Consider the following 13,394-nt stretch of genomic DNA (forward strand, 5'->3'; position numbering starts at 1 on the left):
GTACGCTACACACCGCTACCCCTGTCGTGAGTTCACCTGGGAAGGAACCGACATGGAGCGCGCGTGGGAAGCCGACCCGTCGGCCGCGATGACCCGCCGACTGGGCCGCTCACCAGAAGAATTGGGGACGACGGGAGGGGAGACGGGGTGCCCCGACGTCTGGGAGCTGGACAACGGCGACATCGTGGTGATCGGGCGGGACCTGACCGACTCCTACGCCCCGCGCCTGCCCGCCGGGGTGACCCTCGCCCCGGACGAACGACTCGTGGTCATCCCCCGAATCACCGCCGCCGCAGCGAAGGCCGACCTCCCCGATGCATGACCTCCTGAACCGTTCGACCGGCACCCCGCTCGAACTCGACGACTACCTCGGCGACTTCGCCGCCCGCTTCTGGGACACCGACCCCTCCGGCTCGTGGAAGCTCGAACGCCAGCAGAGCTTCCGGGAACCCGGGGTCGCCAGTTGGGAGGCGTTCGCCCGGGGGGACTGGGACCGGTCGCTGCACCTGCTCGCCGAGCAGCGCGGCCACTACGAGGAGTACCTGGGGAAGATCGCGGACCACGGCTTCGCCCTGCACCGGGTCCGCGTCGTCGAGGAACCCCTCGACCCCTACCTCCAGTGGGAACTGCACCTGCTGCGGCTGAAGGAGGAGTGCGGCGAGGTCACCCGGGTCGTGGGCCCGGAGCGGGTGCGGGCGTGGGAGGCGGCCGGGCCGCTGCCCGAGGTCATCGTCCTCGGGGACGCCGTGCTCTACGACATCCGCTACGACGCGCGCGGCGTCCTCGCCGGGGCGGTACGGCACACCGACGCCCCCACCGTCACGGCGGCCCGACGCTTCATCCAGGAGTTGCACGGCGACGGCGAGCCCCTCGCCGGGTACTTCCGCCACCACGTCGCCGAACTGCCGCCGCCGGCGGTCGTCCCGGACCGCTCGCCCGTCCCGTCCTCCGCCCGCACCTGACCGACCGGCGCCGGAGCCGGCGACGGGCCCGGGCCCGGGCCACAGCAGGTCCGGCGGCCCGGGAGGGTACCGCTCCGCGTCCGATTCCCCGACCGCACCTAGACCGTAGAGGACCGAAACCACGCATGGGGGTTCCCGAAGAGCGCGCACAGGACGACGGGACGGTTCGGGGCGGAGGGGGGTCGCACGCGGACTTCTCCGGCTCCGCCCGGGGCGTCGTCCAGGCGCGTAGCGTCCACGGCGGCGTGCACTTCCACCGCTCGGCACCGGACGCCGAGCCCGTCCCGCAACAACTCCCCGGTGATGTGCGGGGGTTCACCAATCGGGTGGTGGACCTGGCGCATCTGGAGGAGTTGCTGGAGGGGGAGGGCGGCGAGGGCTCGGGGAGCGTGAACGTGGCGGTGATCGCGGGCACGGCGGGCGTCGGGAAGACCTCGCTGGCCGTGCACTGGTCCCACCGCATCCGCGACCGCTTCCCGGACGGGCAGCTGTACGTCAACCTGCGCGGCTACGATCCGGGGCCGCCGGTCGGCCCCGAACAGGCGCTGGACCGGTTCCTGCGCGCCCTCGACGTGCCGCCGACGCGCATCCCCGCCGACCTGGAGGACAAGGCCGCCCTCTACCGCTCCCGACTGGCCGGCCGGCGCTACCTCGTGCTCCTCGACAACGCCTCCGCCGTCTCCCAGGTCCGCCCGCTGCTGCCCGGCACCGCCGGCTGCCTGGTGGTCGTCACCAGTCGGCACCGGATGTCGGGGCTGGTGGCCCGGGACGGGGCCCGCCGGGTCACGATCGGCACCCTGAACGAACCGGAGGCCGTCGCCCTGCTGCGCCGGGCCACCCGCGGCTACCGCCACGACGACCACCCGGCCGAACTCGTCGAACTCGCCCGGCTGTGCGCCTACTTGCCGCTCGCCCTGCGGATCGCGGCCGAGCGCGCGGCCAGCCGTCCCCGGATGCCCCTGCGGGAACTGATCCGGGACCTGCGCGACGAGTCCGCTCTGTGGGACGCGCTGACCGCGGAGGAGGGCGAGGAGTCGGACGCGGTGCGCACCGTCTTCGCCTGGTCGTACCGGGCCCTGCCCGGGGACGCCGCCCGCCTGTTCCGGCTGCTGGGCATGCACCCGGGTCCCGACTTCGGGGTGCCGCAGGCCGCCGCCCTGACCGGGGCCGGGCCGGTCATCACCCGGCACCTGCTGGACGCCCTGACCGGAGCGCACCTGCTGGAGCAGACGGTGCCCGCGCGGTACCAGTTCCACGACCTGCTGCGCGCCTACGCCGTGGACCAGGTCAACCAGGAGGAGACCGGCGAGGACCGCACGGCGGTGCTGCGCCGGTTGTTGACCTGGTACCTGCACACCGCGGACGCCGCCGCCCGCCACGAGTCCGGGCTGCACCGGGTGGAACTGGGGCCGCCGGAGGCGGGGGTGGTCCCCTCGTCCTTCCGCGACGGGCACGAGGCGGTCGGCTGGCTCACGGCCGAGCAGGCCAACCTGACCGCCGCGGTGCGTGCCGCGGCCGACGCCGGGTTCGACCGGATCGCCTGGCAACTCCACGTGGTGCTACGGGCGTTCTATTCGCACCAGAACCTGTTCGCCGACTGGCACACGACCGGCGCACTCGCCCTGGCCGCGGCCCGCCGCCAGGGCGACCGGCGCGGGGAGGCCGAGGTCCACCACAGCCTGGGCATGGCGCACACCCAGTCCCAGCAGCTCGACCGGGCGGCCGTGCACCACGCCGCGGCGCTCGCCGCGCGGCGGGAGACCGGGGACCGGTGGGGGGAGCTGATGTCGTTGAACGGCATCGGGCTGCTGGAGTTGCGGCGCCGCCGGCTCGACGTCGCCCGGGCCGCGTTCGAGGAGAGCCTCGCGGTGGCCGAGGAACTCGGGGACCGGCACTGGCGTGCGGTGGTCCTGTCCAACCTGGGCGAGACCGACGGCGAGCGCGAGGAGTTCGAGCGGGCCCACGCGTTGCTGACCGAGGCCCTGGAGGTCTTCCGGGAGCTGGGCGCGGAGGGGAACGAGGGCAATGCACTCCGCTGTCTGAGCGTCGCCCAGCGCGGGCTGGGACGGACCGAGGACGCCCTGCGTTCCGCGGGCCGGGCGGTGGCCCTGGCACAGGAGCACGGCAACCCGATGTGGGAGGGGTACTGGCTGCTGGAGCTGGGTCGCGTCCGCTTGGCCGGCGACCGCCCGGAGGAGGCGCTCACCGCGTACCAGAAGGCGGCGGCGCAGCAGCGTCGGCTGGGCGACCGCAGTCGGGAGGCGCGGGCCCTGGACGGTGCGGGCGAGGCGTACCAGCGGCTGGGGCGGCCGGCGGACGCCGTCGACTTCCACCGACGGGCCGCCGCGGTGCACCGGGAGCTGGGCGACCTGTGGCGGTGGAGCCGGGCGACGGCGTCCCTGGCCGACGCCGTGGAGGCCGCCGCGGACGAGGGGGACGGGGCCGAGGGCGCGCGGGAGGCGGCCCGCTTGCGGCGGGAGGTCCTCGCCGTTCCCCCGCAGCCGGGCGACCGGGCGGCGGCCCGACTGCACGAGCGGCTCCGGGCCGCCCGGGGCACGGGGTGACCGCGGCCCGGGCCCGCGGTCACGGCTGGAGGTCGCGCTCGATCCTCGCCTGCTCGACCAACTCCTCGTAGGCGTCGGGCTCCGCCTCCACCAGGGCCACCGACCACGGGATCGGACAGGGCGGCGCGTGGTCGGGGTCCGGGCACAGCAACCCGGTGATCCGCTCCTTCACCTCCTCGGCCTGCGCCCGGGTCGCGTAGATCCCCAACCGCACCTCGTAGACACCCTCGTCCGCGGTTCCGCCTTCGCCTTCGGGCACGCCTCTTCCTCCTGTCGGGGCCGCGAGGGGGCGGGGAGCCCGCCCCCCTCGGCTCCCCGTTCTACCAAACGCGCTTGGTATCGCCGTGGCGTTCGTGACGGCCCGGCGGCATCGACGACCGGCGCCCGGCCGGAAGCCGTTGCTGCGTGCGCGGCGCCCCCGACGGCCGGGGTGGGTACCGGGCGGATCTGAGTAGCGGTGCTCATGCGGGGCGAAGGACCGGTTCGAAGACTGGAGCCATGACCGCACACGCACCGCCGGACCTCCCGCACCGCACCGCCCGCCGCACCCTGCGCCGCCCGCGGGTCGCGCCGGCCCTCACCGCCCTGGCCGCGCTCGCCCTCACCGCCTGCGGCACCGACGCCCCGTCCGCCTCGTCGGGGGCGGCGAAGGACGCCGACGCCCCGACGGCCCGGGCGCAGCCGGCCGCGGATCGGGGACCGGACACCGACCCGGACGAGGAGTCCGAGGAAGGGGGGCGCTTCGTCCTCGCCCAGGGCCGGTTCATGGCCGCCTGCGATGACGGTTCCGCGCCGGAGCCGGTGGCGGAGGGACCCGGGCAGCCGCCGACCTCGCCGCCGCCGCTGGTGCTGGCCGACGAGGGCGAGCCGCTGCCCACCGGCGCACCCCGCGAGCAGCAGGATCCGCGACTGGACGCCTTCGACCGGTGCCTGGCCGAGCGGAACGCCGAGCACCTCACCCGGGCCCTCGACGGGCTCGACGACCCCGCCCCGGACCGGGTCCGCGCGGTGTTGAACCGGCTCGACTACCCGAACGACCGCATCCACGGGCTGAGGCGCACCGGCGCCACCACCCGGTTCCTCGTGGACCTGCGGATGTTCGAGGGCGTGCTGGCCCTGAAGGGATCGGTGACCCGGACCGACGGTTCCACCGAGTCCACCTTCGAACCGGTCGCCGTCACCCCGGTGGAGCCGATCGATCCGCGCCTGGCCACCGGCTGACGTCCGGGCCCGGTCACAGCCCGCGCAGGAAGTCCCCCAGCACCGCCAGGAACGCCTCGGGGCGTTCCAGCGGGGCGTAGTGGGCGGCGTCGGGGATCACCCGGGAGCGCCCGTGCGGCACGGTGCGGGCGAGTTCCTCGCCCTCGGCGAGCAGGTCCGGGGAGTCCAGCGCGCCGTTGACGACGAGCACCGGCACCGTGACCCGCGCGATGCGGGCCCGGGTGTCGGTCACCGGGACCCGGTGGTCGGCTTCGCCGGGGGCGTGCTTGGCGAGGGTGTGCCGGGCCATCTCCCGGATCCGGTGCAGGAGTTCGGGGTCCACCTGGTCGAAGGTGCGGTGCGGGCCGGGTGCGAAGCGCAGGAACTCGGCGAGCCAGCGTTCGGCGTCCCCGGCGGCGAGCGCCCCGAGGAAGGCGGACTGGACGTCCACCGCCCAGGGGTCGGTGTAGGTGAACTCGCTGGTGACCGCACCGCAGACGACCAGTGCGCGGACCAGGTCGGGGTGTTCCAGCGCGGTGTCGGTGGCGATGGCCCCGCCCATGGAGACCCCGACCAGCACGGCCGGGCCGGTGTCCAGGTGGCGCAGCAGGGCGGCCAGGTCGTCGGCCCAGCGGAAGGGGCGGGTGCCGTTGGCGGAGCGGCCGTGGCCGCGGGCGTCGGGCGCGATCACCCGGTGGCCGGCGGCAGCCAGGGCCGGGAGGTGGTCGTCGTGGAAGCGGTGGTCGAGGAAGCCGGGGTGGAGCAGGACCACGGGGTCGCCGGAGCCGAGGTCGCGGAAGGCGAGTTCGCCGTCCCCGGAGGTGAAGGAGCGCAGTTCCCCATCGACTGTCATGACAACCAAGGTGTCATCCTTCCGGAGGTTTGGCAACCGAGGTGTCATGATGGTGTCCATGACCGACGACGCCCCCGAACACCCCCTCGACGAGCCCCTCCCCCCCGACGTGCTCGGCCGCCGGCTCACCGAGGTGTTCGCCCTGGTGGGCCCGTTGTACCGGCAGGCGCTGCGCAAGGTGGAACGCGCAGCGCCCACTGCCGGCGTCTCCGTCGGGGTCCGCGCGGTCCTCGACCTGCTGCGCACCCAAGGCCCCCTGACCGTGCCCCAGATGAGCCGGCAGCAGGCCATCAGCCGGCAGTTCTTCCAGCGCATGGTCAACGACGCCCTCGCCCACGGCTGGGTCGAGGCCGTGCCCAACCCGGCGCACCGCCGCTCCCCGCTGATCCGGCTGACCGACCCGGGACGGGCGACGATCACCGCCGTCCTGGACCGGGAGCACCAGTTGATGCGCCGGGTCGGCGGCGAGCTCACCGAGGCCGAGGTCCGCACCTGCCTACGGGTGCTCACCGAGATGCTGCACACCTTCGAGGACGGCGGCGACGCCCCCGCCTGAGCCGCCCGGGCGGCACGTCGACCCGCCGGAAGCGTCCGACACCTCCCCGTTCCGCCCGACGCCCCCGCGGCGACGCGCCCCCTGGGCCACCGACCCCATCCGCTCCTACAGTGGTGCCACCGACGGTCCCGGCAGGGGCCGTTGACGAGCGACAGGGGGAGCGGATGGACCCGATCTCGGCGACGGTACTCGTCGCACTGGCCACCGGAGTCGGCGGGGAGGCCGGCCGCCAGGCGTGGCTGGGACTCGGCCGGCTGGTGGGCCGCCGGCGCGGGGAACCGGACCCTTCCGCCGCGCCCGCCGGGGAGGAGGGCACGGACCGGGCGGACGGCACCGGGACCCCCGTCGAGGACGGGTCGGAGCTGCCCGGCCGAGGGGAGCTGGTCGCCTTGACCGAGGCCCCGGACGACGAGCGGCGGGCCGTGGAACTGGCCGATGCGCTCACCGCCCGGGCGGAGCGGGACGCGGAGTTCCGGGAACTGCTGGCGCAGTGGTGGGACGAGGCGCGGGAAGCCACCGGCGACGGCGGCCCGGTGCACAACTCGGTCAGCGGCGGCACCCAGCACGGCCCGGTCGTCCAGGGCCGGGACTTCTCCGCGATCACCTTCAACCTGTAGTCCCTGCGCGGTCGGTGACGTGGCGGGCCGGGTGCCGAGGGCCCGGGCCGGGAGAGTCCGGGCGCCCGCCCGGTGCCCGGCGTACGGCCCCCCGCCGCCCGGGCCGTCCATCGGGCCGGGGCGACCGTCCGCCGGGCCGGGGCTACGCCCCGAACGCGGCCTCGGTGACGTCCCGCACCACCTCGGCGCGGTGGAAGGCGTAGGTACTGATCCCGGAGACGCGCACGACCAGGCAGAACCGTTCCAGCGAGGCCAACCCGCCGGCGATCTCCTCGTGGTCGCGGCGCAGCAGGTGGATCGCGGCCAGGTTGGTCGTGGAGGTCTGCCCGGCCACCAGGAACACCGGGCGGTCGGACTCCTCGGGCGTGAACTTGGCGACGAGCACGTACTCCTCGTTGCCCTTGTCGTACGGGTACTTCTCGCCGTCGACCTCGATGGCCACCGAGTCCGGGTGCTCGGCGTCGTAGGGGTGCATCACCACGCCCGGGAGGTGGGCGGCCAGATGGCCGCCGGTGCGGAGGTTGGCGCCGCCGGTGGGCCCGCCCACGCAGAACTCGGTGCGGTCCCCGTTGCCGCCCTGGTAGTTGCCGGTCTCCATCTCGATCCGACACCCCAACTCACCTGCCAGGAGGGCGAGTTCAATGGCGGCCCAGACGTCCCGGTAGGTCGCGGTGCCGGGCGCGTTCCACTTGTTGCCCAGCACCACCAGACAGGTCTGCCCCGGCCGGACCCCGAAGAACGCGGCCCGCCGGTTCACCGCCCGCCGCCGCTTGGCCCGCTCCCACGCCCAGACGATGGCACCGCCCAACAGGCTGGTCACCAGCCCCACCGCGATGTTCCCCAGTACCGACTGAATCGTCGTCCCCTCCCCCGTACGCCCCCCGTTGTGCGCCCCATCGTTCCACGGGGCGCGGTGGGCGGACCAGGGGCGTCCGGGAGCGGCCCCACCCCACCGGGAACCCCCGCCCCGCCGGTTAACCTCGCGCATGACGCACCAGACGACGACACCGGACCTGGCCGGCCGCGCGGAGCGGCACCGCGGCGAACTGCGGGTGCACTGCTACCGGATGGTCGGCTCGTACGCGGACGCCGAGGACCTCGTCCAGGAGACGTTGATCCGGGCCTGGCGCAAGCGGGACACCCTCCAGGACCCGGAGCGGCTGCGGCCCTGGCTGTACCGGATCGCCACCCGGACCTGCCTCGACTTCCTGGGCGGGCCCGCCCGCTCCCGGGAGGTGGCCACCGCCGCCTCCGCGATCGCCGAGGTGCGGTGGCTGGAGCCGTACCCGGACGTCCTGTTGGACGGGGCCATCGCCCGGGAGACCATCGAACTGGCCTACCTCGCCGCCATCCAGCACCTGCCGCCGCGGCAGCGGGCGGTGCTGATCCTGCGGGACGTGCTCGGGTTCCCGGCGGAGGAGACCGCCGGCGCCCTGGAGGTGACCGTCGCCGCGGTGAAGAGCGCCCTCCAACGGGCCCGGGCCACCCTGCGCACCCACCTGCCGGCGCGGCGCGCCGACTGGGGGCCGGCGACCGAGCCCAGCGCGGCGGAACGGGCGGTGCTCCGCCGCTACCTGGCCGCGTCCCGGGACGGCGACCTGTCGGAGTTGACCGCGCTGCTGCGCGAGGACGCCCGGCAGACCATGCCCCCGGTGGCCCGGGTGTACGAGGGCCGGGCGGCGATCCTGGACCTGTGGCGTCCGGTGTACGAGGGGCCCGACGCTTGGGGCGCCTGGCGGTCCGTGGAGACGGTGGTGAACCGGCAGCCCGCCGCGGTGAACTACCTCCGGGCGCCCGGGGACACCGCGTACCGGGCGGTCAACATCGACGTGCTGCGGATCGAGGACGGGCTGATCGCGGAGATCACCACCTTCGGGCCGGAACTCCTGCCCACGCTGGGTCTGCCCGCCACGCTCTGACCCCTCGCCCGCGGCGCCCGCCATCACGGCCGATTCCTTCTCCGGTGCCACCCCCGTCACAGGGGTGTACGCACACAGCCGAGCGCGGCAACCCCGCCGCGCCGTCGACCACCGGAAGCGGGCGACCCACCATGTCCATGAAGAACTTCGGCCGTCTCGTCGGCACCTGGCACGTCACCGGCGGCGCCGAGGGCACCGTCACCTACCGCTGGCTGGCCGGCGAGCAGTTCCTGGTGCAGGACGTCGACCTCACCCAGTACGGACAGCCCGTCACCGGCATCGAGGTCATCGGCCGGCTGAAGCCGTTCGGCGCCGAGCAGCCCGGCGAGCACGTCCACTCCCGGTACTACGACAGCCAGGGCAACACCTTCGACTACCTCTACGAGATCGACGGCGACACCCTGACCATCTGGGCCGGCGAGGTCGGCTCCCCCGCCCACTACCGGGGCGCCTTCAGCGCGGACGGCGACACCGTCGACGGCGCCTGGGTCTACCCGGGCGGCGGCGGCTACGCCTCCACGATGACCCGCACCGCCGGCTGACCCCACGGGCCCCGGGGGCGCGGCACCCGCCGCACCCCCGGGCCGGGACAGGCTCAGTCGCCCTCGGTGCCCCCCTCCAGCTCGCCCTCCGTCTCCAGGAACACCTGGCGCAGGGCCTCCAGCGTCTGCGGATCCGGCTTCGCCCACAGCCCCCGCGACTCCGCCTCCAGCAACCGCTCCGTGATGCCGTGCAGCGCCCACGGGTTGGCCTCCTGGAGGAACGCGCGGTTCTCCGGGTCCAGGACGTACGTCTGCGTGAGCTTGTCGTACATCCAGTCGGCGATCACGCCGGTGGTGGCGTCGTACCCGAAGAGGTAGTCCACCGTCGCCGCCAACTCGAAGGCACCCTTGTAGCCGTGGCGGCGCATCGCCTCGATCCACTTCGGGTTGACCACCCGGGCCCGGAACACCCGGGAGGTCTCCTCCACCAGGGTGCGGGTGCGCACCGTCTCCGGTCGGGTCGAGTCCCCGATGTACGCCTCCGGCGCGGAGCCGCGCAACGCCCGCACCGTGGCGACCATGCCGCCGTGGTACTGGAAGTAGTCGTCGGAGTCGGCGATGTCGTGCTCACGGGTGTCGGTGTTCTTCGCCGCCACCGCGATCCGCTTGTACGCGCTCTCCATCTCCTCGCGCGCCGGCCGCCCGTCCAACTCCCTGCCGTACGCGTAACCGCCCCACACCGTGTACACCTCGGCCAGGTCGGCGTCGGTGCGCCAGTCACGGGAGTCGATCAGCTGGAGCAGCCCCGCCCCGTAGGTGCCCGGACGGGAACCGAAGATGCGGGTGGTGGCCCGACGGGCGTCCCCGTGCGCGGCCAGGTCCGCCCGGACGTGGGCGCGCACGTGGTTCGCCTCGTCCGGCTCGTCCAACTCCGCGACCAGCCGCACCGCATCGTCCAGCAACCCGATGACGTGCGGGAACGCGTCCCGGAAGAAGCCCGAGATGCGCAGCGTCACGTCCACCCGCGGCCGGCCCAACTCCTCCGCCGGCACCGCCTCCACCCCGGTCACCCGGCGCGAGGCGTCGTCCCACACCGGCCGCACCCCGAGCAGCGCCAGCGCCTCCGCCACGTCGTCGCCCGCGGTGCGCATCGCGCTCGTCCCCCACAGGGACAGGCCGACCGACGAGGGCCACTCGCCGTTGTCGTCCCGGTAGCGGGTCAGCAGCGAGTCGGCGAGCGCCTGGCCCGTCTCCCAGGCCAGCCGGGACGGCACCGCCTTCGGGTCGACGGAGTAGAAGTTGCGGCCGGTCGGCAACACGTTCACCAGCCCGCGCAACGGCGAACCGGACGGGCCCGCCGGCACGAAGCCGCCGTTCAACGCGTGCACGGTGTGGTCGAGTTCCTGGAGCGTGGCGTTCAGCCGCGGCACCACCTCGGCCGCGGCGAAGTCCAAGACCCGGGCCACGTCCGGGCCGTGGTCGGCGGCCACCACCGCGACCGCCGCCGGGTCCCAGTCCGCCGCCTCCATCGCCTCCACCAGCGTCCGCGCCGCGGCCTCCGCCTCGTCCGCGCCGGTACGGGTCGCCGCCGACTCGTCCAGGCCCAGCGCCTCCCGCAGCCCCGGCAGCGCCGTGGTGCCGCCCCAGATCTGACGGGCCCGCAGGATCGCCAGCACCAGGTTCACCCGGTCCCCGGCCGCCGGCGGCGCCCCCAGCACGTGCAGCCCGTCCCGGATCTGCGCGTCCTTCACCTCGCACAGCCAACCGTCGACGTGCAGCAGGAAGTCGTCGAAGCCCTCGTCGTCGGGCCGCTCCTCCATGCCCAGGTCGTGGTCGAGCCGGGCCGCCTGGATCAGCGTCCAGATCTGCGCCCGGATCGCCGGCAGCTTCGCCGGGTCCATCGAGGAGATCTGCGCGTACTCGTCGAGGAGCTGCTCCAGCCGGGCGATGTCCCCGTAGCTGTCGGCCCGCGCCATCGGCGGCACCAGGTGGTCGATCAGGGTGGCGTGCACCCGCCGCTTGGCCTGGGTGCCCTCGCCCGGGTCGTTCACCAGGAACGGGTACACCAACGGCAGGTCGCCCAGCGCCGCGTCCGGCGCGCACGCCGCGGAGAGCCCGGCGTTCTTGCCGGGCAGCCACTCCAGGTTGCCGTGCTTGCCCAGGTGCACCATCGCGTCCGCCCCGAAACCGCCGTCCTCGCGGGAAGCGGCGATCCACCGGTAGGCGGCCAGGTAGTGGTGCGAGGGCGGCAGGTCCGGGTCGTGGTAGATCGCGATCGGGTTCTCCCCGAACCCGCGCGGCGGCTGGATGACGATCAGCAGGTTCCCGCGCCGCAGCGCCGCCAGCACGATGTCCCCGTCCGGGTTGTGCGTGCGGTCCACGAACATCTCGCCCGGCGGCGGCCCCCAGTGCTCCTCCACGTGCGCCCGCAACTCCTCGGGCAGGGTGGCGAACCAGCGCCGGTAGTCGGCGGCCGGGACGCGCACCGGGTTCGCCGCGAGCTGCTCCTCCGTCAACCAGTCCTGGTCGTGCCCGCCCGCCTCGATCAGCGCCCGGATCAGCTCGTCGCCGTCCCCGGACACCAGCCCCGGGATCTCCTCCGCCGGCCCGAAGTCGTACCCCTCCGCGATCAGCCGGCGCAGCAGCGCCACCGCACTGGCCGGGGTGTCCAGCCCGACCGCGTTGCCGATCCGGGCGTGCTTCGTCGGGTACGCCGACAGCACCAGCGCCAGGCGCTTCTCCGCGGCCGGCACGTGCCGCAACCGGGCGTGCCGCACCGCGATCCCGGCGACCCGCGCCGCCCGCTCCGGGTCCGCCGCGTACGCCGGCAACCCGTCCTCGTCGATCTCCTTGAACGAGAACGGCACGGTGATCAGCCGCCCGTCGAACTCCGGCACCGCGATCTGCGTCGCCGCGTCCAGCGGGGACACGCCCTCGTCGTTCTCCTCCCACGCCGCCCGCGAGGAGGTCAGGCAGAGCGCCTGGAGCACCGGCACGTCCAGCCCGGTCAACGCGCCCGCGTCCCAGGACTCGTCGTCGCCGCCCGCAGAGGCGTCCGCCGGGCGGGTGCCGCCCGCCGCGAGCACCGTCGTCACCACCGCGTCCGCCCCGCGCAACTCCGCCAACAGCTCCGGCTCGGGGGTGCGCAGCGAGGCCACGAAGCGGGGCAGCGCCCGGGCGCCGGCCGCCTCGATCGCCTCGCACAGCGTCGCCACGAACGCCGTGTTGCCGCTCATGTGGTGCGCCCGGTAGTAGAGGACGGCGACGGTCGGAACGACCCGTCCGTCCTCCTGTGCTTGTGCCGATGCCTGTGCTTGTGCCGGTGCCGGTACCTGCGTCTGTGCCTGTGCTTGTGCCGGGGTGCGCTCGGCGCGCTCCAGCGGCCCCCAGGACGGGGCGGGCGCCGGCGGCTCGAAGCCGTGCCCGGTGAGCAGCACCGTGTCGGAGAGGAACCGGGCCAGCTGCGCCAGGTTCGCCGGCCCGCCGTGCGCCAGGTACGCGTGCGCCTCGGCGGCGATGCCCACCGGCACCGTGGACGCCGCCATCAGCTGGGCGTCCGGCGCCTGCTCACCGGTGAGCACGACGACCGGCAACCCGGTGGCGATCACCTGGTCCAGCCCCTCCTGCCAGGCCCGCACCCCGCCGAGCAGCCGCACGACCACCAGCCCGACCCCGTCCAGCAACCCGGCCAGGTCCTCCAGCGGCAACCGCGAGGGGTTCGCGAAGCGGTACGGCACGGGGTTGGCGTCGGCCTGGTTCGCCGACCTGTTCGCGGCCCGGGCGGAGAGCAGGTCGGTGTCGGAGGTGGAGAGGAGCAGGACGCGGGGGGCGGGGGACGGTGCCTGGGCCTCTGCCTGTGCCTCGGCGGTCTCGTCAGCCTGGGTGGGCTGGTCGGTCCGGTCGGTCGGGTCGGTCGGGTCGGTCGGGTCGTTCACCGGCGGGCCGGCCGGTCGAGACTGGTCGTCGGAGCCGTTCTCCTGGCTGGGCTGCTGCATGCGACGTCGGCCTTCCTCGGGGTGTCCGCGCCCCGGGTGGTGTCGGACGGCGGGAGTTCCTGGCTCGTCCGGCCCGTTCGACGGGCCGGTGACACAGTGGCGGGACCGCGCCGGAGTCGCACCGGCTTCCTCCCCTGGTGCCGTCATGGCGATGGCGGGCCCGGTTGACCCGCCGGGACCATCGTATGCAGGTTCCCCACCCGGCTGAATGGCGCCCGACGTGCGGGTTTCGTGCGGGCGGGGGTG

The 13,394-nt window shown here is 74.5% G+C and carries 12 protein-coding genes and 1 riboswitch; of the genes, 8 read left to right on the forward strand and 4 right to left on the reverse strand.

Annotated elements, in window-relative coordinates; all coding sequences use genetic code 11:
- Nucleotides 1–52: 52 nt before the first annotated feature.
- The 3 genes from ACSMX9_RS12690 (at nt 53) to ACSMX9_RS12700 (ending at nt 3,526) form a co-directional block, all read left to right on the forward strand.
- Complete coding sequence (locus tag ACSMX9_RS12690; protein WP_445402437.1) at nt 53–322, forward strand: hypothetical protein; 270 nt, start codon at nt 53–55, stop codon at nt 320–322.
- Nucleotides 315–962: a DUF6879 family protein gene (locus ACSMX9_RS12695; RefSeq protein ID WP_445402438.1), complete on the forward strand. Its 648-nt coding sequence runs from the start codon at nt 315–317 to the stop codon at nt 960–962. The genes ACSMX9_RS12690 and ACSMX9_RS12695 overlap by 8 nt, the downstream gene beginning before the upstream one ends.
- 125 nt (nt 963–1,087) lie before the next feature.
- Nucleotides 1,088–3,526 carry an ATP-binding protein gene (locus tag ACSMX9_RS12700; RefSeq protein WP_445402439.1) on the forward strand — a complete coding sequence of 813 codons (2,439 nt, stop codon included), beginning with the start codon at nt 1,088–1,090 and terminating at the stop codon, nt 3,524–3,526.
- A gap of 19 nt (nt 3,527–3,545) precedes the next feature.
- Here ACSMX9_RS12700 and ACSMX9_RS12705 read toward each other — a convergent pair whose 3' ends face one another.
- Entirely contained in the window at nt 3,546–3,785 is a 240-nt protein-coding gene (locus ACSMX9_RS12705) for a hypothetical protein (RefSeq protein WP_445402440.1), read from the reverse strand.
- 239 nt (nt 3,786–4,024) lie between these two features.
- Between ACSMX9_RS12705 and ACSMX9_RS12710 the strand changes: the two genes are divergently transcribed.
- Nucleotides 4,025–4,747 (forward strand): hypothetical protein, encoded by a 723-nt coding sequence (locus ACSMX9_RS12710; protein ID WP_445402441.1) that lies wholly within the window; start codon nt 4,025–4,027, stop codon nt 4,745–4,747.
- Between the two features lie 13 nt (nt 4,748–4,760).
- Here the strand turns inward: ACSMX9_RS12710 and ACSMX9_RS12715 are convergent, their stop codons facing one another.
- Complete coding sequence (locus tag ACSMX9_RS12715; protein ID WP_445402442.1) at nt 4,761–5,579, reverse strand: alpha/beta fold hydrolase; 819 nt, start codon at nt 5,577–5,579, stop codon at nt 4,761–4,763.
- 58 nt (nt 5,580–5,637) lie between these two features.
- Between ACSMX9_RS12715 and ACSMX9_RS12720 the strand changes: the two genes are divergently transcribed.
- Both ACSMX9_RS12720 and ACSMX9_RS12725 read left to right on the forward strand, forming a co-directional pair.
- Complete coding sequence (locus ACSMX9_RS12720) at nt 5,638–6,135, forward strand: MarR family winged helix-turn-helix transcriptional regulator (protein WP_445402443.1); 498 nt, start codon at nt 5,638–5,640, stop codon at nt 6,133–6,135.
- 164 nt (nt 6,136–6,299) lie between these two features.
- Nucleotides 6,300–6,752, forward strand: a complete 453-nt coding sequence (locus ACSMX9_RS12725; RefSeq protein WP_445402444.1) for a hypothetical protein — start codon at nt 6,300–6,302, stop codon at nt 6,750–6,752.
- A 142-nt stretch (nt 6,753–6,894) separates the two neighbouring features.
- Here ACSMX9_RS12725 and ACSMX9_RS12730 read toward each other — a convergent pair whose 3' ends face one another.
- Nucleotides 6,895–7,572 carry a hypothetical protein gene (locus ACSMX9_RS12730; protein ID WP_445402445.1) on the reverse strand — a complete coding sequence of 226 codons (678 nt, stop codon included), beginning with the start codon at nt 7,570–7,572 and terminating at the stop codon, nt 6,895–6,897.
- Nucleotides 7,573–7,738: 166 nt separating this feature from the next.
- On the opposite strand from ACSMX9_RS12730, the gene ACSMX9_RS12735 reads away from it, so the two are divergent.
- Entirely contained in the window at nt 7,739–8,671 is a 933-nt protein-coding gene (locus ACSMX9_RS12735; protein WP_445402446.1) for an RNA polymerase subunit sigma-70, read from the forward strand.
- Between the two features lie 131 nt (nt 8,672–8,802).
- The gene (locus ACSMX9_RS12740; protein WP_445402447.1) at nt 8,803–9,213 is read left to right on the forward strand and encodes a hypothetical protein; all 411 of its coding nucleotides are present in this window, start codon (nt 8,803–8,805) and stop codon (nt 9,211–9,213) included.
- 53 nt (nt 9,214–9,266) lie between these two features.
- On the opposite strand, the gene cobN is transcribed toward ACSMX9_RS12740, so the two are convergent.
- Complete coding sequence (cobN, locus tag ACSMX9_RS12745) at nt 9,267–13,148, reverse strand: cobaltochelatase subunit CobN (RefSeq protein ID WP_445402448.1); 3,882 nt, start codon at nt 13,146–13,148, stop codon at nt 9,267–9,269.
- Nucleotides 13,149–13,201: 53 nt separating this feature from the next.
- A riboswitch (cobalamin riboswitch) is annotated at nt 13,202–13,280 on the reverse strand.
- Nucleotides 13,281–13,394: the final 114 nt, after the last annotated feature.

The sequence above is a fragment of the Streptomyces sp. LE64 genome (genome assembly GCF_052606915.1).

Excerpts from the sequence above, each read along its gene's own strand:
- ACSMX9_RS12690 (WP_445402437.1), top strand. The coding sequence starts at position 53 with ATGGAGCGCGCGTGGGAAGCCGACCCGTCGGCCGCGATGACCCGCCGA.
- ACSMX9_RS12695 (WP_445402438.1), top strand. The coding sequence starts at position 315 with ATGCATGACCTCCTGAACCGTTCGACCGGCACCCCGCTCGAACTCGAC.
- ACSMX9_RS12700 (WP_445402439.1), top strand. The coding sequence starts at position 1,088 with ATGGGGGTTCCCGAAGAGCGCGCACAGGACGACGGGACGGTTCGGGGC.
- ACSMX9_RS12710 (WP_445402441.1), top strand. The coding sequence starts at position 4,025 with ATGACCGCACACGCACCGCCGGACCTCCCGCACCGCACCGCCCGCCGC.
- ACSMX9_RS12715 (WP_445402442.1), bottom strand. The coding sequence starts at position 5,579 with ATGACAGTCGATGGGGAACTGCGCTCCTTCACCTCCGGGGACGGCGAA.
- ACSMX9_RS12720 (WP_445402443.1), top strand. The coding sequence starts at position 5,638 with ATGACCGACGACGCCCCCGAACACCCCCTCGACGAGCCCCTCCCCCCC.
- ACSMX9_RS12725 (WP_445402444.1), top strand. The coding sequence starts at position 6,300 with ATGGACCCGATCTCGGCGACGGTACTCGTCGCACTGGCCACCGGAGTC.
- ACSMX9_RS12735 (WP_445402446.1), top strand. The coding sequence starts at position 7,739 with ATGACGCACCAGACGACGACACCGGACCTGGCCGGCCGCGCGGAGCGG.
- ACSMX9_RS12740 (WP_445402447.1), top strand. The coding sequence starts at position 8,803 with ATGTCCATGAAGAACTTCGGCCGTCTCGTCGGCACCTGGCACGTCACC.
- cobN (WP_445402448.1), bottom strand. The coding sequence starts at position 13,148 with ATGCAGCAGCCCAGCCAGGAGAACGGCTCCGACGACCAGTCTCGACCG.